At 67.7% G+C, this 21,093-nt stretch carries 22 protein-coding genes and 2 tRNA genes; 9 read left to right on the top strand and 15 right to left on the bottom strand.

Annotated elements, in window-relative coordinates:
- The coding region (locus tag ABW137_RS28795; protein ID WP_526405148.1) for a 2-dehydropantoate 2-reductase N-terminal domain-containing protein at window positions 1-237 on the bottom strand (237 nt) is incomplete at its 3' end.
- Window positions 238-292: 55 nt separating this feature from the next.
- Here ABW137_RS28795 and cofC point away from each other — a divergent pair.
- The 3 genes from cofC (at window position 293) to mutT1 (ending at window position 4,171) form a co-directional block, all read left to right on the top strand.
- A complete protein-coding gene (gene cofC / locus ABW137_RS28800; RefSeq protein WP_526405150.1) occupies window positions 293-964 on the top strand; it encodes a 2-phospho-L-lactate guanylyltransferase in 672 nt (223 codons plus the stop codon).
- A gap of 22 nt (window positions 965-986) precedes the next feature.
- Entirely contained in the window at window positions 987-3,161 is a 2,175-nt protein-coding gene (locus ABW137_RS28805) for an RNA degradosome polyphosphate kinase (RefSeq protein ID WP_526405152.1), read from the top strand.
- A gap of 95 nt (window positions 3,162-3,256) precedes the next feature.
- The gene (gene mutT1 / locus ABW137_RS28810; protein WP_526405154.1) at window positions 3,257-4,171 is read left to right on the top strand and encodes an 8-oxo-(d)GTP phosphatase MutT1; all 915 of its coding nucleotides are present in this window, start codon (window positions 3,257-3,259) and stop codon (window positions 4,169-4,171) included.
- Window positions 4,172-4,247: 76 nt separating this feature from the next.
- Here mutT1 and ABW137_RS28815 read toward each other — a convergent pair whose 3' ends face one another.
- The 3 genes from ABW137_RS28815 to leuC all read right to left on the bottom strand — a co-directional run bounded on the left by ABW137_RS28815 (window position 4,248) and on the right by leuC (window position 7,007).
- The gene (locus ABW137_RS28815) at window positions 4,248-4,766 is read right to left on the bottom strand and encodes an HU family DNA-binding protein (RefSeq protein WP_526405156.1); all 519 of its coding nucleotides are present in this window, start codon (window positions 4,764-4,766) and stop codon (window positions 4,248-4,250) included.
- A 204-nt stretch (window positions 4,767-4,970) separates the two neighbouring features.
- The gene (gene leuD / locus ABW137_RS28820; protein ID WP_526405158.1) at window positions 4,971-5,564 is read right to left on the bottom strand and encodes a 3-isopropylmalate dehydratase small subunit; all 594 of its coding nucleotides are present in this window, start codon (window positions 5,562-5,564) and stop codon (window positions 4,971-4,973) included.
- Between the two features lie 9 nt (window positions 5,565-5,573).
- The gene (gene leuC / locus ABW137_RS28825; RefSeq protein WP_526405160.1) at window positions 5,574-7,007 is read right to left on the bottom strand and encodes a 3-isopropylmalate dehydratase large subunit; all 1,434 of its coding nucleotides are present in this window, start codon (window positions 7,005-7,007) and stop codon (window positions 5,574-5,576) included.
- Window positions 7,008-7,094: 87 nt separating this feature from the next.
- Here leuC and ABW137_RS28830 point away from each other — a divergent pair, with 87 nt between their 5' ends.
- Window positions 7,095-7,796, top strand: a complete 702-nt coding sequence (locus ABW137_RS28830) for an IclR family transcriptional regulator (RefSeq protein ID WP_526405162.1) — start codon at window positions 7,095-7,097, stop codon at window positions 7,794-7,796.
- Here ABW137_RS28830 and ABW137_RS28835 read toward each other — a convergent pair.
- The 5 genes from ABW137_RS28835 to ABW137_RS28855 all read right to left on the bottom strand — a co-directional run bounded on the left by ABW137_RS28835 (window position 7,793) and on the right by ABW137_RS28855 (window position 10,469).
- Window positions 7,793-7,918 (bottom strand): hypothetical protein, encoded by a 126-nt coding sequence (locus ABW137_RS28835; protein WP_526405164.1) that lies wholly within the window; start codon window positions 7,916-7,918, stop codon window positions 7,793-7,795. The genes ABW137_RS28830 and ABW137_RS28835 overlap by 4 nt on opposite strands.
- A tRNA-Glu gene (locus ABW137_RS28840) sits at window positions 7,894-7,966 on the bottom strand. Before ABW137_RS28840 ends, ABW137_RS28835 begins: the two co-directional genes overlap by 25 nt.
- A 62-nt stretch (window positions 7,967-8,028) precedes the next feature.
- Window positions 8,029-8,103, bottom strand: a tRNA-Gln gene (locus tag ABW137_RS28845).
- 117 nt (window positions 8,104-8,220) lie between these two features.
- Entirely contained in the window at window positions 8,221-9,693 is a 1,473-nt protein-coding gene (gltX, locus tag ABW137_RS28850; protein ID WP_526405166.1) for a glutamate--tRNA ligase, read from the bottom strand.
- Window positions 9,690-10,469, bottom strand: coding sequence for a fumarylacetoacetate hydrolase family protein (locus ABW137_RS28855; protein WP_526405168.1), 780 nt, complete (start codon window positions 10,467-10,469; stop codon window positions 9,690-9,692). Before ABW137_RS28855 ends, gltX begins: the two co-directional genes overlap by 4 nt.
- A gap of 132 nt (window positions 10,470-10,601) precedes the next feature.
- Between ABW137_RS28855 and ABW137_RS28860 the strand changes: the two genes are divergently transcribed.
- Window positions 10,602-11,819 carry an MFS transporter gene (locus ABW137_RS28860; RefSeq protein WP_526405170.1) on the top strand — a complete coding sequence of 406 codons (1,218 nt, stop codon included), beginning with the start codon at window positions 10,602-10,604 and terminating at the stop codon, window positions 11,817-11,819.
- 6 nt (window positions 11,820-11,825) lie between these two features.
- Here ABW137_RS28860 and ABW137_RS28865 read toward each other — a convergent pair whose 3' ends face one another.
- Both ABW137_RS28865 and ABW137_RS28870 read right to left on the bottom strand, forming a co-directional pair.
- A complete protein-coding gene (locus tag ABW137_RS28865; RefSeq protein WP_526405172.1) occupies window positions 11,826-12,458 on the bottom strand; it encodes a hypothetical protein in 633 nt (210 codons plus the stop codon).
- A complete protein-coding gene (locus tag ABW137_RS28870) occupies window positions 12,455-12,895 on the bottom strand; it encodes a MarR family winged helix-turn-helix transcriptional regulator (protein WP_526405174.1) in 441 nt (146 codons plus the stop codon). Before ABW137_RS28870 ends, ABW137_RS28865 begins: the two co-directional genes overlap by 4 nt.
- 64 nt (window positions 12,896-12,959) lie before the next feature.
- Between ABW137_RS28870 and ABW137_RS28875 the strand changes: the two genes are divergently transcribed.
- Window positions 12,960-13,283 carry an antibiotic biosynthesis monooxygenase family protein gene (locus tag ABW137_RS28875; RefSeq protein WP_526405176.1) on the top strand — a complete coding sequence of 108 codons (324 nt, stop codon included), beginning with the start codon at window positions 12,960-12,962 and terminating at the stop codon, window positions 13,281-13,283.
- A 7-nt stretch (window positions 13,284-13,290) separates the two neighbouring features.
- On the opposite strand, the gene ABW137_RS28880 is transcribed toward ABW137_RS28875, so the two are convergent.
- Window positions 13,291-15,042: an MOSC domain-containing protein gene (locus tag ABW137_RS28880; protein ID WP_526405178.1), complete on the bottom strand. Its 1,752-nt coding sequence runs from the start codon at window positions 15,040-15,042 to the stop codon at window positions 13,291-13,293.
- Between the two features lie 302 nt (window positions 15,043-15,344).
- Here ABW137_RS28880 and ABW137_RS28885 point away from each other — a divergent pair, with 302 nt between their 5' ends.
- Window positions 15,345-15,551 carry a long chain fatty acid-CoA synthetase Faa4p gene (locus ABW137_RS28885; RefSeq protein ID WP_526405200.1) on the top strand — a complete coding sequence of 69 codons (207 nt, stop codon included), beginning with the start codon at window positions 15,345-15,347 and terminating at the stop codon, window positions 15,549-15,551.
- 17 nt (window positions 15,552-15,568) lie between these two features.
- On the opposite strand, the gene ABW137_RS28890 is transcribed toward ABW137_RS28885, so the two are convergent.
- Window positions 15,569-16,576 (bottom strand): 3-isopropylmalate dehydrogenase, encoded by a 1,008-nt coding sequence (locus tag ABW137_RS28890; protein ID WP_526405180.1) that lies wholly within the window; start codon window positions 16,574-16,576, stop codon window positions 15,569-15,571.
- Entirely contained in the window at window positions 16,573-18,195 is a 1,623-nt protein-coding gene (gene serA, locus ABW137_RS28895) for a phosphoglycerate dehydrogenase (RefSeq protein ID WP_526405182.1), read from the bottom strand. The genes ABW137_RS28890 and serA overlap by 4 nt, the downstream gene beginning before the upstream one ends.
- Before the next feature lie 54 nt (window positions 18,196-18,249).
- On the opposite strand from serA, the gene ABW137_RS28900 reads away from it, so the two are divergent.
- The gene (locus ABW137_RS28900; RefSeq protein WP_526405184.1) at window positions 18,250-19,680 is read left to right on the top strand and encodes a phytoene desaturase family protein; all 1,431 of its coding nucleotides are present in this window, start codon (window positions 18,250-18,252) and stop codon (window positions 19,678-19,680) included.
- Window positions 19,681-19,717: 37 nt separating this feature from the next.
- Entirely contained in the window at window positions 19,718-19,948 is a 231-nt protein-coding gene (locus tag ABW137_RS28905; RefSeq protein WP_526405186.1) for a hypothetical protein, read from the top strand.
- A 75-nt stretch (window positions 19,949-20,023) separates the two neighbouring features.
- Here the strand turns inward: ABW137_RS28905 and ilvC are convergent, their stop codons facing one another.
- On the bottom strand, window positions 20,024-21,037 hold the full coding sequence (gene ilvC, locus ABW137_RS28910) for a ketol-acid reductoisomerase (RefSeq protein WP_526405188.1): 1,014 nt from the start codon (window positions 21,035-21,037) through the stop codon (window positions 20,024-20,026).
- Window positions 21,038-21,093: the final 56 nt, after the last annotated feature.

The following is a 21,093-nucleotide window of genomic DNA, read 5'->3' on the forward strand; positions in this document are numbered from 1 at the left end:
CACCGCCAGCAGCACCGTGCACGCACCGTCCAGCGCAGCGGCCGCGTCACCGGTCGCGCGGATCGACGAAGGCAATGCGACGTCGCCGATGTAGCGGGCATTGCGATGGGTGTCGTTGATCTCGTCCGCCAACTCCGCGCGACGCGCCCACAGCGTGACCTCGTTGCCTGCGTCGGCGAGTACCTTCGCCAACGCGGTCCCCCACGCACCAGCGCCCATCACCGCAGACTTGACCACGGCTTCAATCTAGCGCGGCGCAGGCCCGAATCCCTCGACTGGCAGGATGGCAGCCATGAGCGGCACCAGCGCGGGCGGCCCGGCCGACATCGGCCTGATCATCGCGGTCAAACGGCTCGGCGCAGCCAAGACCAGGCTGGCGCCCGCCTTCGCCCCCGGCACCCGCGGGGACGTCGTGCTCGCGATGCTCGTCGACACCATCAACGCCGCGTCGGCCGTGCCCGCGGTGCGGGCCATCACCGTCGTCACCCCCGACGAAGCGGCTGCCCGCGCGGTCCGTCGGCTCGGCGCTCGCGTCCTCGTCGACCCCACCCCGGACGGCCACCCCAATCCGCTGAACAACGCGATCGCCGCCACCGAGGCGGCCATCCGCGCCGAGATGCCGAATGTCGGTGTGCTGCAAGGTGATCTACCCGCGCTGCGGTCAGCCGAGCTCGCCGAGGCCATCGCAGAAGCGCGGGCTCATCCGCGCAGCTTCGTAAGCGATCGGCACGGCACGGGAACGTCCGCCCTCTTCACGTTCGGGGCCGACTTAAATCCCCTCTTCGGCTCCGAATCGGCACGGCACCACGCCGATTCGGGAGCAGTCGAACTCACTGGCGACTGGCCCGGTCTGCGCTGCGACATCGACACGCCGGACGACCTGTCGACTGCAGTCCGACTCGGCGTGGGCGCGGCGACCAGCGCCGTGATCGACCAGCCAGGAAACTTGGCCGTCGACCGCTAGCCGCGCCCACCGTGCATGGGGGATGATCGACCACGTGACCGAAGCCGAGACACGACCTGCAGACACGGAATGGGTATCGGACGGCAACACGCCCGAGGCGCCGCCGGCAACCACCGCGGAGGTGATCGACACCGCCCAGCTCGAAGCGCTGCCCGATGACCGCTACCTCAACCGGGAACTGAGTTGGCTCGACTTCAACGCCAGGGTGCTGGCGCTGGCCGCCGATCCGTCGTTGGCACTGTTGGAGCGGGCCAAGTTCCTTGCCATCTTCTCGTCGAACCTCGACGAGTTCTACATGGTCCGCGTCGCCGGTCTCAAACGCCGCGACGAGATGGGTCTTTCGGTGCGCTCGGCCGACGGCCTGTCCCCGCGTGAACAGTTGCGCCGGATCGGCGAGCGTACCCAGCAGCTGGCGAGCAGGCACGCCAAGGTGTTCATGGAGTCGGTGCGCCCCGCGCTGGCCGACGAGGGCATCATCGTGGTGACCTGGGCCCAACTCGACGACGACGAGCGGTCTCGGCTGTCGACGTACTTTCACGAGCAGGTGTTCCCGGTACTCACGCCTCTGGCAGTCGATCCCGCACACCCGTTCCCGTTCGTGAGCGGGCTCAGCTTGAACCTGGCGATCACCGTCAGGAAGCCCGAGGACGGCACCCAACACTTCGCTCGCATCAAGGTGCCCGACAACGTCGACCGGTTCGTCGAGTTGGGCCCACGCGAAGGCGGTGCGGCGATCCGCTTCCTGCCGATGGAGGAGCTGATCGCGGCCTTCCTTTCGGTCCTCTTCCCGGGTTTGGAGATCGTCGAGCACCACGCGTTCCGCATCACCCGCAACGCCGACTTCGAGGTCGAGGAAGACCGCGACGAGGATCTGCTGCAAGCCCTAGAACGCGAATTGGCGCGCCGCCGCTTCGGTTCTCCGGTGCGGCTCGAGGTGGCCGATGACATGACGGAGAACATGCTCGAGTTGCTTCTCCGTGAGCTCGACGTGCATCCGGGCGACGTCATCGAGGTGCCGGGGCTGCTCGACCTGTCCTCGCTGTGGCAGATCTACGGCGTCGACCGTCCCGATCTCAAGGACCCTCCGTTCGTGCCCGCAACGCCCCCGGCGTTCGGCGAGCGGGAAACCCCCAAGAGCATCTTCGCGACGTTGCGCGACGGCGACGTCCTGGTGCACCACCCGTATGACTCGTTCTCGACGACGGTGCAGCGCTTCATCGAACAGGCGGCTGCAGACCCGAATGTGCTCGCCATCAAGCAGACGCTGTACCGCACCTCCGGTGACTCCCCCATCGTCAGCGCGCTCATCGACGCCGCCGAAGCGGGCAAGCAGGTGGTGGCCCTCGTCGAGATCAAGGCGCGCTTCGACGAACAGGCCAACATCAAGTGGGCGCGCGCACTTGAGCAGGCCGGCGTGCACGTGGTGTACGGGTTGATCGGTCTCAAGACCCATTGCAAGACATGCCTGGTGGTGCGGCGTGAAGGCTCGACCATCCGGCGCTACTGCCACATCGGAACCGGCAACTACAACCCCAAGACCTCACGACTCTATGAGGACGTCGGTCTTCTGACCGCCGCCCCGGACATCGGCGCCGATCTCACCGACCTGTTCAACTCGCTGACGGGCTACTCGCGAAAGGTGTCCTACCGCAACCTGCTGGTCGCCCCGTACGGGGTACGCAGAGGCATCGTCGAACGCATCGAGCGGGAGATCGCGGCGCATCGGGACGGCGCCGAGGCGCGGATCAGGTTGAAGGCCAACGCATTGGTCGACGAGCAGGTGATCGATGCGCTTTACCGGGCCTCGCAGGCCGGCGTCAAGGTGGAGGTCGTGGTGCGCGGCATCTGCGCGCTACGCCCCAACGCGCCGGGATTCTCGGAGAACATCACCGTGCGCTCGATTCTCGGGCGGTTCCTGGAACATTCGCGGATCATTCACTTCCGCGCCATCGATGAGTTCTGGATCGGCAGCGCCGACATGATGCATCGTAATCTCGACCGTCGCGTCGAAGTGATGGCACAAGTCAAGGATCCGCGGTTGGCCGAACAGTTGAACGACGTGTTCACCTCCGCCATGGACCCGTCGACCAGGTGCTGGGAACTCGGCCAGGATGGTCACTGGGCCGCGGCGCCGAAGGAGGGCGAGAAGGTCCGCGACCATCAGGTGTCGATGATGGAGAGGCACCGGCACCAGTAACCGCACGCGACCGAAGCGTCTCGGATTGCCTTCGCGTCCGCGGTGCCTGGCCCCGGGCGGTGTCGACCGTCCTCGAATGACCTGCAGGAGTTGACGTGCCAAAGAGGACCCCGTCGAGCGAGGTGGTTGCCGCCGCCGGTGCCGTGTTGTGGCGCAGCGACGAGGATCACGCCGAGCCACGGGTCGCGCTCGTTCACCGCCCCCGGTACGACGACTGGTCCCTGCCCAAGGGCAAGGTCGATCCCGGCGAGACCGAACCCGTGACGGCGGTCCGGGAGGTTCTCGAGGAGACCGGCTTCGCTTCAGAGTTGGGACGGCGGCTCGCCACGGTGAGCTACCCCGTCGGGCACACGCAGAAGACGGTCCGCTACTGGTCGGCCCGTGCGCTCGGCGGGGAGTTCCTGCCGAACGACGAAGTCGACGAGCTGGTGTGGACGACCGCCACGGAGGCGATGAAGCGGTTGCAGTATCCGGCCGACCGGAAGGTGCTGCGACGCTTCGTCAAACTCCCCGCCGATACGCGCACCGTGTTGGTCGTGCGCCATGGGACGGCGGGTGCGAAGGCACGGTACAAGGGCGACGACCGAAAGCGGCCACTGGACAAGCACGGCCGCGCCCAGGCGGAGTCACTCGTGGGTCAGCTTCTGGCGTTCGGCGCCACCGAGGTGCACGCCGCACCGAGGGTGCGATGTCAGCAGACGGTGGGTCCGCTCGCCGAGGAACTCGGCGTAACCATTTGCGACGAGCCGACGCTGACCGAGGAGGCCTACGCCGACGGTCACGGTGCCGGCCGCAAACGACTCTTGGAGATCGCCAACGGCGATGGCACTCCGGTGATCTGCACTCAAGGCAAGGTCATTCCGGATCTCATCGCCTGGTGGTGCGACCGTGACGGCGTCCGACCCGACAAGTCCCGCAACCGCAAGGGCAGTACGTGGGTGCTGTCGATGGCAGCAGGCAAGCTGGTCGCTGCTGATCACATCGCCAGCCCGCTCGCCGCCGAAACCTAGTCGCACACGCAGACACGCCGTGGATCCGGGGGATCCACGGCGCGTCGCGTACCGGAAGTGATTCCGGTGACTGGTCCTACTTGCGCCCGCGCTTGACGGGAGCCTTCTTGGCGGGAGCCTTGGTCGCGGCCTTCTTGGCCGGAGCCTTGGTCGCCGCGGCCTTCTTCACCGGGGCGGCCTTCTTGGCGGCCGGCGCCTTCTTGGCCGGTGCGGCCTTCTTGGCGGGAGCCTTGGTGGCGGCCTTCTTGGCCGCGCCCTTGCGGGCCGGGGCCGCGGTGGCGCCCCGCTTGACGGCGGGGCCGTCTGCCGGGAGCCGCTGTGCGCCAGAGACAACCGCCTTGAACTGCGCACCAGGACGGAACGCGGGCACCGACGTCGGCTTGACCTTCACCGTCTCGCCGGTGCGCGGGTTGCGTGCCACGCGGGCGGCGCGGCGCCGCTGCTCGAAGACACCAAAGCCCGTGATGGTGACGCTCTCGCCCTTGTGGACGGCGCGCACGATGGTGTCGACGACGTTTTCTACGGCGGCAGTTGCCTGCCGACGATCGGTGCCCAACTTGTCCGTGAGGACGTCGATGAGCTCTGCCTTGTTCATGCAAACCTCCGAAGCCAGCGGTCCTCGATTAAGACCGACTGCGACCTACGGTAAACCTTTACACCGCTGATCTCCAAGAGCCACGCCGAATTTCAGGCGTAGCTGGGACCAGATTCGGCAATCTAGTTGCCCCACACCACCAGTGGTACGCGGGTCCTAGAACCGGCTTGCTGGCGGGCGATTTCGCCTCCGGGGGCCCCTATTTCAGGCGGGCAGCGTGCGGGGTTTCCAGCTCGGACGGCGCTCCTCGAAGGCGGCGATATCGTCCTGTTTCCGCAGCGTAAGGCCTATATCGTCGAGCCCCTCGAGCAGTCGCCACGCCGTGTAGTCATCAATCTTGAACGGCAACAGGACCGTTCCTGCGGCAACTGTTCGATCTTTGAGATTCACAGTGATTTCCAGCCCCGGTTGCTGCTCGATCAGCTTCCACAGGAGTTCCACATCATCTTGGGCGACTTCCGCGGCCAAAAGACCCGCCTTACCGGAATTGCCGCGGAAGATGTCGGCGAACCGTGACGAGATGACGACCCGGAATCCGAAATCCATCAGGGCCCACACCGCGTGCTCGCGGGACGAACCGGTACCGAAATCGGGTCCCGCCACCAATACCGAACCCTTGTCGAAAGGGGCGAGGTTCAGGATGAAGGACGGGTCGTTGCGCCAGGCCGAGAACAACCCGTCCTCGAAACCCGTTCGGGTGACCCGCTTCAGGTAGACCGCGGGGATGATCTGGTCGGTGTCGACGTTCGACCGGCGCAGTGGGACGCCGATTCCGGTGTGGGTGCGGAACGCTTCCATGACGGTCTCCTAACGATTCTCGAGCAGATCGGCGGGCGAGGACAGGGTGCCTCGGACGGCGGTGGCCGCCGCGACGGCCGGCGACACCAGGTGAGTTCGGCCGCCCTTTCCCTGTCGTCCCTCGAAGTTTCGGTTGGACGTCGCCGCGCAGCGTTCGCCGGGGGCGAGCTGGTCGGGGTTCATGCCGAGGCACATCGAACAGCCGGCTTGGCGCCACTCGGCGCCCGCCGCGGTGAAGATCTCGCCCAGGCCTTCGGATTCGGCCTGTGCCCGCACCCGCATCGAGCCGGGCACGACGAGCATCCGCATGCCATCGGCAATCGTCCTGCCGCGCAGGATGTCGGCGACGACCCTGAGGTCCTCGATGCGCCCGTTGGTGCAGGATCCGACGAAGACGGTGTCGATTGCGATGTCGCGCATCGCGGTGCCTGCCGCTAAGCCCATGTAGGTCAACGCCTTCTCGGCAGCCTGACGCTCCCCCTCGTCGACCATCAGTTCCGGGTCGGGGACGGCAGCGCTCAGCGGCACGCCCTGGCCGGGGTTGGTGCCCCAGGTCACGAAGGGACTCAGCGTCGCGGCGTCGAGGTAGACCTCGCTGTCGAATTCGGCTCCGGCGTCGGTGCGCAACTGACGCCACACCTCGACGGCCTCATCCCAGTCCGCACCACTCGGCGCGTGGGGGCGACCGCGCAGGTACTCGAAGGTGGTTTCGTCGGGCGCGACCATGCCGGCGCGTGCGCCCGCTTCGATGCTCATGTTGCAGATCGTCATCCGGCCCTCCATCGACAGCGCCTCGATGGCACTCCCGCGGTACTCGATGACGTAGCCCTGTCCCCCACCGGTTCCGATCTTCGCGATCACGGCCAGGATGACGTCCTTGGCACTAGTGCCAGGAGGAAGCACGCCATCGACGTTGACGGCCATGGTCTTGAACGGGCGCAGCGGCAACGTCTGGGTGGCGAGCACGTGCTCCACCTCCGAGGTGCCGATGCCCATTGCGAGCGCGCCGAAGGCGCCGTGGGTCGAGGTGTGACTGTCGCCACAGACCACGGTGGTACCCGGCTGGGTGAGGCCTAGCTGCGGGCCGATGATGTGGACGATTCCCTGCTCGACGTCGCCCATCGGGTACAGCCGGACGCCGAATTCCTCACAGTTGCGGCGCAACGTCTCGACTTGGGTGCGTGAGACGGGATCCGCGATCGGCTTGTCGATGTCGATCGTCGGCACGTTGTGGTCCTCGGTCGCGATCGTCAGATCGGTTCGCCGAACCGGCCGCCCGGCCAACCGAAGCCCGTCGAAGGCCTGCGGGCTGGTGACCTCGTGGACGAGGTGCAGATCGATGTAGATGAGATCGGGCTCGCGCGCGGCTCCTTCTCCGGAGCCTTCGACCACCACGTGGTCGGCCCATACCTTCTCTGCCATGGTGCGTGGCTTGTCTGTCATTACCGTGCTCGTTCCTTCCGACGATCCGCAGAGGGCGCTGCGGATATGTCAGCTGATTCTCAGCATGCGGGACGCTAGTATCTCCCTATGAGACAGGATAGCGGCATCGGCGTGCTCGACAAAGCGGTGGGCGTGCTGCACACCGTGGCCGAGTCACCCTGCGGGCTGGCGGAATTGTGCGACCGCACGGGTCTGCCCCGCGCCACGGCGCATCGCCTCGCTGCGGGATTGGAGACGCATCGGCTACTGGCCAGGGACGCCGAGGGGCGGTGGCGACTGGGTCCTGCGGTGACCGAGTTGGCCGGGCATGTCAACGATCCGCTGTTGGCGGCGGGGGCAGCGGTGCTGCCTCGGTTGCGCGAAATCACCGGGGAGAGCGTGCAACTGTATCGGCGCGAGGGCACCTCGCGAGTCTGCGTGGTGGCGCTGGAGCCCCCGTCGGGCCTGCGCGACACCGTGCCCGTCGGCACCCGGCTGCCCATGAACGCCGGCTCGGGAGCCAAGGTCCTGCTGGCCTACAGCGACGTCGCGACCCAGCAGGTGGTGTTGCCGACCGCCACGTTCACCGACCGCACGCTGGCCGAGGTTCGCAAACGGGGTTGGGCGCAGAGCGCAGCCGAGCGCGAACCGGGCGTCGCGAGCGTGTCGGCCCCGGTGCGTGACGGGCGGGGCGCGGTCATTGCCGCCGTCTCGGTGTCCGGCCCGATCGACCGCATGGGACGCAGGCCCGGCGCGCGGTGGGCCGCCGATCTGCTGGCCGCCTCCGAGGCGCTCACCCGGCGGCTCTAGGAGTCCCGCGCGATGGCCAGCACGCCGATGGCCAGAACGAAGAAGTGGACGGAAAAGAAGAATGCGCCCGCCGTGATGGCGAGCGCACTTCGTCGGGTACCCCCGATGGGATTCGAACCCACGCTACCGCCGTGAGAGGGCGGCGTCCTAGGCCGCTAGACGACGGGGGCTAGAACTCAATCCGGAGCGAAAGCATAGCTCAGTCCCCAGAGACTGACCTAATCACTCGGATTGGCTGGGGTACCAGGACTCGAACCTAGAATGGCGGTACCAGAAACCGCTGTGTTGCCAATTACACCATACCCCAAGAGTTGCCCGTCACCGCTGGTCACAGGCCTTTCTTGCGCCGAGCGAGCGGTGGAGCGAACCACCGCCTGCTTTCACCGGCCGACGAGCACACTACCAAAGATTTCGGGTGCCGATTTCACGCCTGCGCCCCGGCGTGGTCACGACCGGCCGTCAACCGGGCGATGCTGCGCTCCCGGCCGAGCAGTTCCATCGACTCGAACAGCGGAGGACTGACGGACGCGCCGGTCACGGCCACCCGCAGCGGTCCGAAGGCCTTGCGGGGCTTGAGCTCGAGGTTCTCCAGCAGCGCGGCCTTCAGCGCGGTTTCGATGCCCGCGGTGGTCCAGGGGCCGACGTCGGCCACTGCAGTGAGTGCGGCGTCGAGCACCGGAACGGCCTCGGCCCGCAACTCCTTGGCCGCTGACTTCTCGTCGAGCGCGAAGGAACCGTCGTCGAGGAACTTCAACAACTCCCAGGCGTCTCCGAGGACGACGATGCGGGTCTGGACCAGCCCGGCCGCCTCGGCGAAACCGGCGTCGTCGAGGCCGGTGTCATGACCGTGCGCGACGAAGAAGTCGCGCAACCGCGCGGTGAAGTCTGCCGCGTCGAGGAGCCGGATGTGTTCGGCGTTGATCGCATCGGCCTTCTTCTGGTCGAACCGCGCGGGATTCGAGTTGACGTCCGTCACGTCGAACGCGGCGACCATCTCCTCGAGGCTGAACAGGTCGTGGTCGTCGGCGATTCCCCAGCCCAGCAACGCCAGGTAGTTCAGCAGACCCTCGGGGATGAATCCGCGGTCGCGGTGCAGGAAGAGGTTCGACTGGGGGTCGCGCTTGGAGAGCTTCTTGTTGCCGTCGCCGAGAACGCTTGGCAGATGGGCGAACTCGGGTACGCGTTCGGCCACGCCGATGCGGATCAACGCCTGGTACAACGCGATCTGACGGGGGGTGGACGGCAGGATGTCCTCGCCCCGGAGTACGTGGGTAACCTTCATCAGCGCATCGTCGACGGGATTGACCAACGTGTACAACGGATCCCCGCTACCGCGGGTGATGGCGAAGTCGGGCACCGTCCCCGCGGCGAACGTGGTGGGGCCGCGCACCAGGTCGTTCCACGTCAGGTCTTCGTCGGGCATCCGCAGCCGCAGCACCGGCTTGCGTCCCTCGGCCACGAACACCGCGCGCTCGGCGTCGGTCAGCGTGCGGTCGTAGTTGTCGTAGCCCAGCTTGGTGTTCCGTCCCGCCGCGAGATGGCGCGCTTCGACCTCCTCCGGTGTGGAGTAGGCCTCGTACACCTCGCCTGCGGCCAGCAGTCTGGCCACCACGTCACGGTAGATCTCGCCACGTTCGGATTGCCGGTACGGCGCGTACGGGCCACCGACCTCCGGGCCCTCGTCCCAGTCGAGCCCGAGCCAGCGCAGCGCATCCAGGATGGCCGCATAGCTCTCCGCGCTGTCGCGCGCCGCGTCGGTGTCCTCGATGCGGAAGACGAACGTCCCACCCGTGTGACGCGCGTACGCCCAATTGAAGAGTGCCGTGCGCACCAATCCGACGTGGGGAGTTCCGGTGGGTGACGGGCAGAACCGGACCCGGACCGGCCTATCGATCATGACTTCCCCTTGCGCACAACGGGGTTCGACAGGGTGCCAATGCCCTCGATGGTGATGCTGACGGTGTCCCCGTCCTCGATCGGACCCACACCCTCCGGCGTGCCGGTGAGGATCAGGTCACCCGGCAGCAGCGTCATCACCGCCGACACCCACTCGATGATGGCGCCGATGTCGTGGATCATCAGCGACGTGTTGCTCGATTGGCGTACCTGGCCGTTGACCTCGGTGCGCAGATCGAGGTCGAACGGGTTGACGTCGGTGTCGATCCACGGACCGACCGGGCAGAACGTGTCGTGGCCCTTGGCGCGCATCCACTGACCGTCCTTGCGCTGCTGATCGCGCGCGGAGACGTCGTTGGCGATGGTGTAGCCCAGGATGTTCTCGGCGGCCTTGGCCGCGGGAACGTCCTTGCACGGCCGGCCGATCACGGCCGCCAACTCACCTTCGTGGTGCACGGGATTGGCGTCCGCGGGAAGCACGATCGGCACGTTCGGCCCGATGATGGACGTATTCGGCTTGAGGAAGATGACCGGGTCCTCGGGCGCCTCCCCGCCCATCTCCGCGGCGTGCGCGGCGTAGTTCTTGCCCATGCAGACGACCTTGCTGGCAAGGATCGGGGCGAGTAGTCGGACGTCGGCCAAGGGCCACGACCGACCGGTGAAGGTGGGCGTACCGAAGGGGTGCTCGGCGATCTCGCGCGCTAACGCGTCCGCCGGATCCCCCTCGATGCTCACGAAGGCGACCCCATCTGGGCTGGCAATTCGACCGAGGCGCATTCTGCACAGCCTAGTTAGCGCCGATCACCTTGATCCGCCGAGGCCCGTCATCAGCCTGTGAATGGGCTGATCGCTCCCATCATCTGGGATATCGATTCGGCATGGTGGGATCGTCGTGTCACGATGGACGTCATGCCCACGTCGACGATCGGTACCGCCCGCCGATGGTCCATGTTGGTGATCGCACTGACCGCGACACTCTGCGCCAACGTGTTCATCAACGGCGTCGCGTTCATGATCCCGACGCTGCACACCGACCGCGGCCTCGATCTCGCCCAGGCGGGGCTGATGTCGGCGCTCCCCAGCTTCGGCATGGTGGCGACGCTCATCGCCTGGGGCTACCTGGCCGACCGATTCGGCGAACGCATCGTGCTCTCCGTCGGCTCGGCGCTCACGGCCGCCGCGGTGTTCGCCGCCGCGTCGATGCACTCACTCCTGGCCATCGGTGCCTTCCTGGTTCTCGGCGGGATGGCGGCCGCAGGCAGCAATGCCGCCAGTGGGCGCCTCGTGGTGGGGTGGTTCCCGCCCCACCAACGCGGTCTGGTGATGGGCATCCGTCAAACGGCCCAGCCGCTGGGAGTCGGACTGGGCGCGTTGGTGATTCCCCAGCTGGCCGAGTCCCGCGGCATCGCCGTCGCACTGATCTTCCCAGCGGTCGCCTGCACCGTGGCAGCGGTGATCTGCGCGGTGGGAGTGCTGGACCCGCCGCGCCCACCGCGGGCCGAGGCCCCGGCCGACCACCTCGCCAATCCCTATCGCGGGACGTCGACGCTGTGGCGCATTCATGCCGTATCCGTGCTCCTGGTCGTGCCCCAGTGCGTCGTGTGGACGTTCACGCTGGTGTGGTTGATGACCGACCGCGGGTGGTCGGCGGCGTCGGCCGGTGCGATGGTGACCGCCGCCCAGATCCTCGGCGCGGCAGGACGGATCGCGGCGGGCCGGTGGTCGGACATCGCCGGCTCTCGCCTACACCCCGTTCGGACGATCGCCATCGGCGCGGCGATCGCGATGGGCCTGCTCGCCGCGACCGATCTGCTGAACTCGCCCGTCAGCATCGCCGTCATGGTGGCGGCATCCGTGATCACGGTGTCCGACAACGGGCTCGCCTTCACCGCGATCGCGGAAATCGCCGGACCGTTCTGGAGCGGGCGGGCACTCGGAACGCAGAACACCAGTCAGCTGCTGACGTCGGGCATCGTCCCGCCGGTGTTCGGCGCGTTGATCACTGCGGCCGGGTTCCCGTTGGCGTTCGCGGTGTGCGCACTGTTTCCGCTGATCGCCCTGCCACTGGTCCCGGTCGACGCCGATCCCGTGCGGCGTCAGAAGGCCATGCGCCAGGACGATGACTGACCATCGTCAGAGCGGCCGGATGACCCTCTGGCCCCGAGGCAGCACCAGCAGCGCGGCGGCCAGGAAGCAGAACGCGCCCACGAAGGTGCCGAGGTTGGCGACCAGCCCGTCGGCCGTCGCGCCCGACCGGTAGACGAAGGCGCCGACGGCACTCACCGCAAACGCCGCGCAGCCGATCATGTTGACCCACTGCGCCTGCCAGTCGCGAGATCGCGGCACCCACCCGCCCACCGCGGCGGTCACCGCGACGATGCCCAGGCCGGCGCTCACCAAGAACGCCAACGACCCCGCGGCATCGGGCGCCCACACATACCTTCGCTCAGCCAGTGCGGCCGCGCCGCCGGTCGCTTCGCTGGCCCACACCGCGGCGCCGGTGCTGACGTTGAATAGCACCGTCCCCGCGAACTGGGTGGCGGCCGAGAGCCAGTCGGCACTCCCCTCGGGTCCCGATCGCACCAGCTGAATCCAGGCCGCGCTGGTGAAGAACCACGACCCGACGAAGCACAGCGCGTTGGCCGCACCTGCCCCGGCCAACGCCGAGAACCCGGGGGCCGTGGCTGCCGCGAAGAACGTCGATCCGACGGCGAACAGCCAGCATTGGTGCGTCAGGGTGACAAGGCCCGGTAGCCGACGCGTCATGCGTCGGGGTCGTTCTCGAGGTTCTCGGCGCACCGCGCCAATAGGTCGGCGAGCTGGTGCCGCGCGCTGGCCGAAAGCCCGTGCACCATCGCCTGTTCCACGTCGAGCACGGCTTGGTGGCCCGCCGCCAGCCGCTTGCGGCCGTCGGCGGTGAGGGTCAACGCGATGGCACGGCCGCGAACCGGGGCGGACGACCGCACCAAACCGGAGGCACGCAATCCCACCAAGACGTCCTGGAGCGACTGGCGGGTGACGAAGCACAACCGAGCCAGTTCGGAGGCCGACGCGTCGGGATGGTCGGCAAGCGCCCGTAGCGCGGCGTACTGCGCCATCGACAGGCCGGTGAATCTCAGCGCGGCATCGCATCTGCGCCGCAGCGACTGCTGCACGCGCTTGACCAGATAGCCCGCTCCCCGTTCGACTTCCGGCTCAGACATGACAGGAACCTTACATGGGGCTACAGTCGGGTATGTAAGGAACCTGACATACAAGGAGTGAGAAGTGGTCACCATCGAACGACACGCCCCGTACACGACGCTGATCAACGTCTTCACCGTCGCCCCCGACAGGGCGGACGAGCTCGCCGGGCTGCTCACCACGGCGTCCGAGAAGGTCATGTGCCACATCCCCGGATTCGTCTCGGCCAACATCCACGTCAGCACCGACAAGACCAGGGTGACCAACTACGCGCAATGGGCCAGCACCGAGGCGTACCAGGCCATGCTGCAGGACGCCACCGCCCGCGAGCACATGGGCGGCGCAGCGGCGATCGCGGAGACTTTCGACCCGCATCTCTATACCGTCGAGTCGGTCCACGAACGCTAGCGCCGACTCACAAGTCGATTACGACGTCCTCGATCGGCTGGGCACAACAGATCAGGATGTTGCCCTCCGCAGGCGGTTCCAAGGGATCCGGGTCATAGCGGACACTGCCAGACAGCAGTGCGGTCTCACAGTTGTGACACACCCCGGTTCGGCACGACCACCGGCACGGCACGTCGCACGCCTCGGCGAACTCCAACAGGCTGGTGGCAGGTGGCCCCCACGGCGCGGAGACGTCGCTACGCGCGAACTGCACATCGGGACCAGACCCCGGCGGCCCCACCGGAAGGTGCGGCGGAACCGACTTCGCGGCGATGCCCGGGGTGAGAGCGGCTGCGGCGCCGAACGTCTCCATGTGAACGCGGGCAGCGTCGAAACCGGAGGCGACGAGCGCCGCGCTCAGCTCGGCCATGAAGGTCGCCGGACCGCACAGGTACGCGTCCGCATCGCTGGGCAACCCCAGCGCGGCGATCGCATCGCGCGAGAGCCTGCCCTCGTCGGTGTAGTCGGCACCCCGCCGGTCGGCGATCGTCGGGCGGCTGAAGAAGATTCGGTGCCGAGGGTTCGGCAACCGGTTCAGCAGATCGAGGCTCTCCGCGGCGAACGGCTCTTCGGCGCCGTTGCGCGCTCCGTGCAGCCACCACACCTGGCGGGTCGAGCCATCGGCCGCCAGCCGATGCAGCATCGAGAGCACTGGCGTGACACCGACTCCGGCGGACAGCAGGACCACCGGGTTGTCACCATCGGCGAGGAAGAACGAGCCCCTCGGGGCGGCGACCTCCAGCCGATCCCCCGGCCTCACGTGGGAGTGGATGAACTGGCTTGCCGTTCCCCACGATTCACGCTTGACGCCGATGCGGTACTCGTCGGACCCGGGCAGGTTCGACAGCGAGTAGTTGCGCACCACCACCGCCCCCGACTCCAGCCGAAGACGCAGCGTGATCGACTGGCCAGGAAGCCATCCGGGGAGGGGCACCCCATCGGGAGAGGCGAGTTGGACGGACCGCACCCCGTCGGATTCGTCACGGACGGCACTCACCACGAGTTCGCGGAACCCCTGCCACGACCGCGGCGGGCTGCCCGCCGCGGCGGTCAGTCCAGGGTTGCCCGCCGAACCGCCGGACTGCTCCACCAGGCTCCGCAGCGAGGTCTGCCAGCCTTGGCTCAGCGCCGGTATCCGCAACGCACGCCGCAGTGCATCACGAGGGTGCCCCGGCAGGTAGAGCAGCGCGTCGATCTCGGCGACGGTCACCTGCTCGGGCCCGGACGCGATCTTCACGATTTCCTGCCCCGCTTCGACTTCACCCTCCGTGATCACCCGGCAGTAGAAGCCCGGCCTCCGGTGCGCGACGAGCAGGGCCGCCATCCGCGGCTCCCCGATCCGCATCCCCGCCCGGTAGCAGGTCACGCGGGGCTGGGTGACCTCGAAGACCGCGTGCCCGATCCGGTAGCGGTCCCCGATGCACACCTCGTCGTCGGGCAATCCCTCGACCGTGAGGTTCTCTCCAAGCCAACCGGGCGCGAGGTCGCCGCGGCCGAGTTCGGTGGCCCAATGACGGTAGGAGTCCAGTTGATACACCAGGACGGCGCGGTTCTCCCCGCCGTGGCCACCGAGATCTCCCTGGCCGTCCCCGTCGATGTTCATTCGCCGCACCATCCTGGGTCCGTCGACGGGCGCCTTCCACGCGCCGGTGTAGACCGTGCGCCCCTGCCAGGCAACGTCCTTGGGCATGCCGACGTTCACCGAGACGAGTGTCGCCATCGCGTTCGCCCCCTTCACTCACGAACCGGGTTGACCAGAACCGAACCGAACACAGTGAAGATCATCGTCCCGTGACCGCCTTTGCGAATGCGGAATGCGAAAGGCTCAGCCAGACAACGCCTCCGGGGCGGGATCGGAATCACTGACACCCCGCCGGATCGCCGGATTAGGTTCTGGCCGGTTTTCGCATTAATCTTGCGCGCGGCTCATCGTCGACTCAGGAATGATTCATGCCTATTCAGCCCACCATGCGGCGCGCTCAGTCCCTTCACGGCAGCAGAAGGCCACGCCTGACCCGCAGCGTGAACCATCCCACGGTCGGTCAGTACTTCGACATCGAACTGAGCCGCGACATCGACGGCTGGCGCATCCGGATCCCCGAGATCGGCGCCGAGACCCGCGCAAGCCGTCGGGCCACCGTCGAGCTGGCGGCACGTGAGTGCATCGCCCGCCGGACCGGCATCCCGATCGGCTACGTCGCCATCCTCGTCGCCAGCGAGCTCGGCTAGCACCGAGCTCGTTCGGCCTACAGCAGGCCCACGACGCGGTCGCCGACCTCGGAGGTCGACAACTTCTGATCGCCGACCGTGGCCAGGTGCTCTTCCACCGCCTTGTCGATTCGCGCCGCCGCGGCATCCTCACCGAGATGAGCCAGCAGCAACGCGACGGACATGATCGCCGCCGTCGGATCGGCGATCCCCTTGCCCGCGATGTCGGGCGCACTACCGTGCACCGGCTCGAACATCGACGGATTGGTCCGCGTGGCATCGATGTTGCCGCTCGCCGCGAGCCCGATGCCACCGGACACGGCGCCCGCGAGGTCGGTGATGATGTCACCGAAGAGGTTGTCGGTGACGATCACGTCGAAGCGCCCCGGGTCGGTCACCATGTGAATGGTGGCCGCGTCGATGTGCTGGTAGGCCACCTCGACGTCGGGGAACTCCTGACCGACCTCGGCGACGATCCGCGACCACAGCTTGCCAGCGAACGCCAGCACGTTGGTCTTGTGCACGAGCGTCAGGTGCTTGCGACGCTTGGATGCCCGCGCGAACGCGTCGCGCACCACCCTCTCGACACCGAAGGCGGTGTTGAGACTCACCTCGGTGGCCACCTCGTGCGGAGTGCCGACACGGATGGCGCCACCGTTGCCGGTATAGGGACCCTCGGTGCCTTCCCGCACCACCACGAAGTCGATGTCCACGTCGCCAAGCGGGCTGCTCACTCCGGGGTACAGCCGTGACGGCCGCAGATTGACGTGGTGATCGAGTTCGAACCGCATTCTCAACAGCAGCCCGCGTTCGAGCACGCCGCTGGGTACCGACGGATCGCCGATGGCGCCCAACAGAATTGCGTCGTGCGTGCGGAGTTCGTCGACCAGACCGTCTGGCATGACCTCCCCCGTGGCGTGGTACCGCCGCGCCCCCACGTCGTAGCTGGTCTTCTCGACGCCCGGCCTGACCACGTCGAGCACCTTGATGGCCTCGGCGATCACCTCGGGTCCGATGCCGTCACCGGCGATGACGGCGAGCCTCACTTGGCCACCCCCGGCGTCGCTTCGCTCTTGCTTCCGGAGAGGTCGACGAGTTCCAGCGTCACGGCCTCGACGTCACTGCCCAACGCCGTGAGCACCTCCGCCGGTACCGATCGGTCGAGCCTCAGCATGATCGTGGCCCCTTCCCCGTCCGCGTCCTGACTCAGCTGCGCGGCAAGGATGTTGACGCCCGCCGCGCCGAGCCTAGTGCCGATCGTGCCAAGCGCGCCCGGCTGATCGGTGTAGTTGATGATCAGGTTCACGCCCTCGGCCCGCAGGTCGAGGTTGCGGCCGTTGATCTGAACGATCTTCTCCACCAGCTGCGGGCCGGACAACGCACCCGCCACGTTGACGATCGAACCGTCGGCGGCGACGGCTCGGACGTCGACCACGCTCCGGTGGTTCGGGCTTTCCGGCGCCGTGTCGATGGAGGCCTCCACCCCGCGCTCCGATGCCAGCGACGGCGCGTTGACGAACGTCACCTGATCTTCGATGACGGCGGAGAACAACCCCCGCAGCGCCGAAAGCCGAAGCACCCCAACCTCTTCCGATGCAAGCTCGCCGCGCACCTGGACGGACAGATTCGTCGGAAGCTCGGAGGAGAGGGCACCGACCAGCAGCCCAAGTTTGCGCACCAGGTCCAGCCACGGCGCGACCTCCTCACCGACCACGCCACCACCAACGTTGACGGCGTCGGGGACGAACTCACCGGCGAGCGCGAGCTTCACGCTTGCGGCGACGTCGGTACCCGCGCGGTCCTGAGCCTCCGCCGTCGACGCCCCGAGGTGCGGGGTGACGACCACCTGCGGCAGCTCGAACAGCGGGCTGTCCGTGCACGGTTCGGTGGAGAACACGTCGAGCCCGGCACCGCGGACGTGGCCGCTGATGATGGCGTCGGCCAACGCCTGCTCGTCGATCAGTCCACCTCGAGCCGCGTTGACGATGATCACACCGGGCTTGGTCTTGGCCAGTGCCTCCTTGCCGATCAGGCCCGCGGTCTCCTTGGTCTTCGGCAGGTGCACGGAGATGAAGTCGGCCCGACCCAACAGCTCGTCGAGCGTCAACAGCTCGATGCCCAACTGCGCGGCCCTGGCCTGGGACACGTATGGGTCGTAGGCGGTGATGTGGGCGCCGAAGGCGGCCAGTCGCTGAGCGACGAGCTGACCGATGCGGCCCAGGCCCACCACGCCGACGGTCTTGCCGAAGATCTCGGTGCCGGAGAACTTGGACCGCTTCCAGGTGTGCTCGCGCAGCGTGGCGTCGGCAGCGGGGATCTGGCGTGCGGCGGCGAGCATCAGGGCGAGCGCATGCTCCGCCGCGCTGTGGATGTTCGACGTGGGGGCGTTGACCACCAGCACGCCGCGGGCGGTGGCGGCGTCGACGTCGACGTTGTCGAGGCCCACCCCGGCGCGCGCCACGATCTTCAGCTTCGGCGCCGCCGCGATCACCTCGGCGTCCACCGTCGTCGCGGACCGCACCAGCAGCGCGTCGGCGTCGGGCACCGCGGCCAGCAGCTTTTCCCGGTCGGGGCCGTCGACCCAGCGCACCTCAACCTGGTCACCCAGGGCTGCAACGGTCGATTCGGCAAGTTTGTCGGCGATCAAGACAACGGGCAGGCTCACGCGGCTAGCGTAATGGGCTGATATTTCTGGGTTGTGGGCGGGAGAATCGCAAGCGTGGACGTCACCGTCGTCGGTAGTGGACCCAACGGCCTGAGCGCCGCCGTGATCTGCGCTAGAGCCGGGCTCTCGGTCCGCGTCGTCGAGGCCCAGCCCACGGCAGGCGGAGGCGCCCGAACCGCCCCCGACCCCGAGTATCCGGGGGTCAGCCACGACATCTGTTCGGCAGTGCACCCGCTGGCGCTTGCGTCGCCGTTCTTCGCCCAGTTCGATCTTCGCGCTCGCGGCGTCGCCCTCGCCGTGCCGGAGGTCGCATACGGAAACCCACTGGTCGGTAGGCCTGCCGCGATCGGTTACACCGATCTGGCCCGGACGTGCGACGAGCTCGACGACGGGGCGTCCTGGCGGCGACTACTCGGGCCGCTGGTCGCCGACTGGAACGGGTTGGTCGGCGTCATGCTCGGCGACAAGCGCTCGATTCCGCCGTCCCTCTCGGCGGCGCTGCGCGTCGGTCCGCGGCTTCTCGAGCAGGGCACTCCCCTGTGGCGAGGCCTCGTCGGCGACGACGCCCGAGCCCTCTTCAGTGGTGTTGCGGCGCACACCATTTCGCAGATGCCATCGCTGGTCTCCTCCGGTGCCGGCTTGATGCTCACGACCCTGGCGCACGCAGTCGGGTGGCCCATCCCGGTCGGCGGCTCGCAGGCGATCTCCGATGCCATGATCGCCGACATCCGGTCCCATGGCGGCGAGCTGGTGCTGGGCGCCGAGATCACCCGGCCACCGACCGGCGTCGTGCTGTACGACACCGCACCGACCGCGCTGCTGCGCATCTACGGCGATGCCCTGCCTGCCCGATACGCAAAGGCGCTGCGGCGCTACCGCTTTGGCCCAGGCGTCGCGAAGGTGGATTACGTGCTGTCCGGCGAGATTCCGTGGCGGGACCCGCGGCTGGCGTCGGCGCCCACCCTGCACCTCGGCGGCAGCCGCCCGCAGATGGCGCTGGCCGAGGCCGAAATAGCCAAGGGCCGCCACGCCGACTGGCCGATGGTGTTGGCGGCGCTGCCCCACCTCGCCGACCCCGCCCGCATCGACGCCGAGGGCCGTCGCCCCATGTGGACCTACGCGCACGTACCCGCGGGATCCACCGTCGACATCGCCGAGAAGGTGACAGGCGTGATCGAACGCTTCGCCCCCGGCTTCCGCGATGTGGTGGTCGCCACCCGCAGCGTGCCAGCGGCCGAGCTGTCGAACCACAACGCCAACCTGGTCGGCGGTGACATCGGCGTCGGCGCCAACAACATGTTCAGCGCGCTCACCGGCCCGTCGGTGCGGTTCAACCCGTGGTCGACGCCGATCCCCAGGGCGTACCTGTGCTCGTCGGCCGCGCCGCCGGGCGGTGGGGTCCACGGGATGGCCGGCTACTACGCGGCCCGCACGGTGCTGCACCGCGAATTCGGCATCAAACAGCTCCCCGACCTGGCACCGTGATGTTTGCACCGCCCGCGGGTTGGCTATCACCTCGCCCATGACTGCACGCAGCTCAATCAGGGTTGCGCTGGCCGCCGCTCTGCTGGCGGCTCCGCTGCTCGTCGCGTGCGGCGGGGCGGGGTCGACCGCTCCGTCGGGCGGGGTGTCCACCACCGCGCCCGCGTCGACCAGCGCGGTCGAGACCGACACCGGGGACCCGAGCGTCGGGGTGCCGTCACCGTCGGCCATGCCGTCGCCGTCCGACGTCCCGAAGGTGCCCTCGCAATAGCTTTCGAAGCGACTTCGGCGCGGAAGCGATCGCTGAGCGAACGTTTCCGCGCCGAAATCGCGTCAGGGTGTGGGACTAAGCCGTTTCGGTGATCGGCCGGTCGACCCAGCTCATCAAGTCGCGCAGCTTCTTGCCGGTGACCTCGATGGGGTGCTCGGCGTTCTCCTTGCGGAGCTTCTCCAGCTCCTGATTGCCACCCTCGACGTTGGCGACGAGGCGCTTGACGAAGGTGCCGTCCTGGATGTCCTTCAGGATGCCGCGCATGCGCTCCTTGGTGCCCTCGTCGATGACGCGGGGACCGGAGATGTAACCGCCGAACTCCGCGGTGTCGGACACCGAGTAGTTCATCCGGGCGATGCCGCCCTCGTACATCAGGTCGACGATCAGCTTGAGCTCGTGCAGCACCTCGAAGTAGGCCATCTCCGGCGCGTAGCCCGCCTCGACCATGATCTCGAAGCCGGCCTTGACCAGTTCCTCGGTGCCACCGCACAGCACGGCCTGCTCACCGAAGAGGTCGGTCTCGGTCTCTTCCTTGAAGTCGGTCTTGATGACGCCTGCGCGGGCACCGCCGATGGCCTTCGCGTAGGACAGTGCCAACGCCTGACCCTCGCCCTTGGGATCCTGGTCGACCGCGATCAGGCAGGGGACGCCCTTGCCGTCGACGAACTGGCGACGCACCAGGTGGCCGGGGCCCTTCGGGGCGACCATGCCGACGGTGATGTTGTCGGCGGGCTCGATCAGCTTGAAGTGAATGTTCAGGCCGTGTCCGAAGAACAGCGCATTGCCCGCCTCGAGGTTGGGCTCGATGTCGTTCTTGAAGATCTCTGCCTGCGCGGTGTCGGGCGCCAGCAGCATGATGACGTCCGCCCACTTGGCGACCGCGGCGGGGGTGTCGACCTCGAGGCCCTGCTCGGTGACCTTCTCGCGCGACTTGGAGCCCTCCTTGAGGCCGACCTTCACCTCGACGCCGGAGTCCCGCAGCGACAGCGAGTGCGCATGCCCCTGACTGCCGTATCCGATGACTCCGACCTTGCGGCCCTGAATGATCGACAGATCGGCGTCGTCATCGTAAAACATCTCAACTGCCATTATGTGATGCCACCTCGCTCTTCCCGTTGTTCGTTTCGTTCTACTGCGGTTTGCAC

Source organism: Mycobacterium sp., assembly GCF_040509115.1.
In the GTDB taxonomy this organism is placed as follows: Bacteria; Actinomycetota; Actinomycetes; order Mycobacteriales; family Mycobacteriaceae; genus Mycobacterium.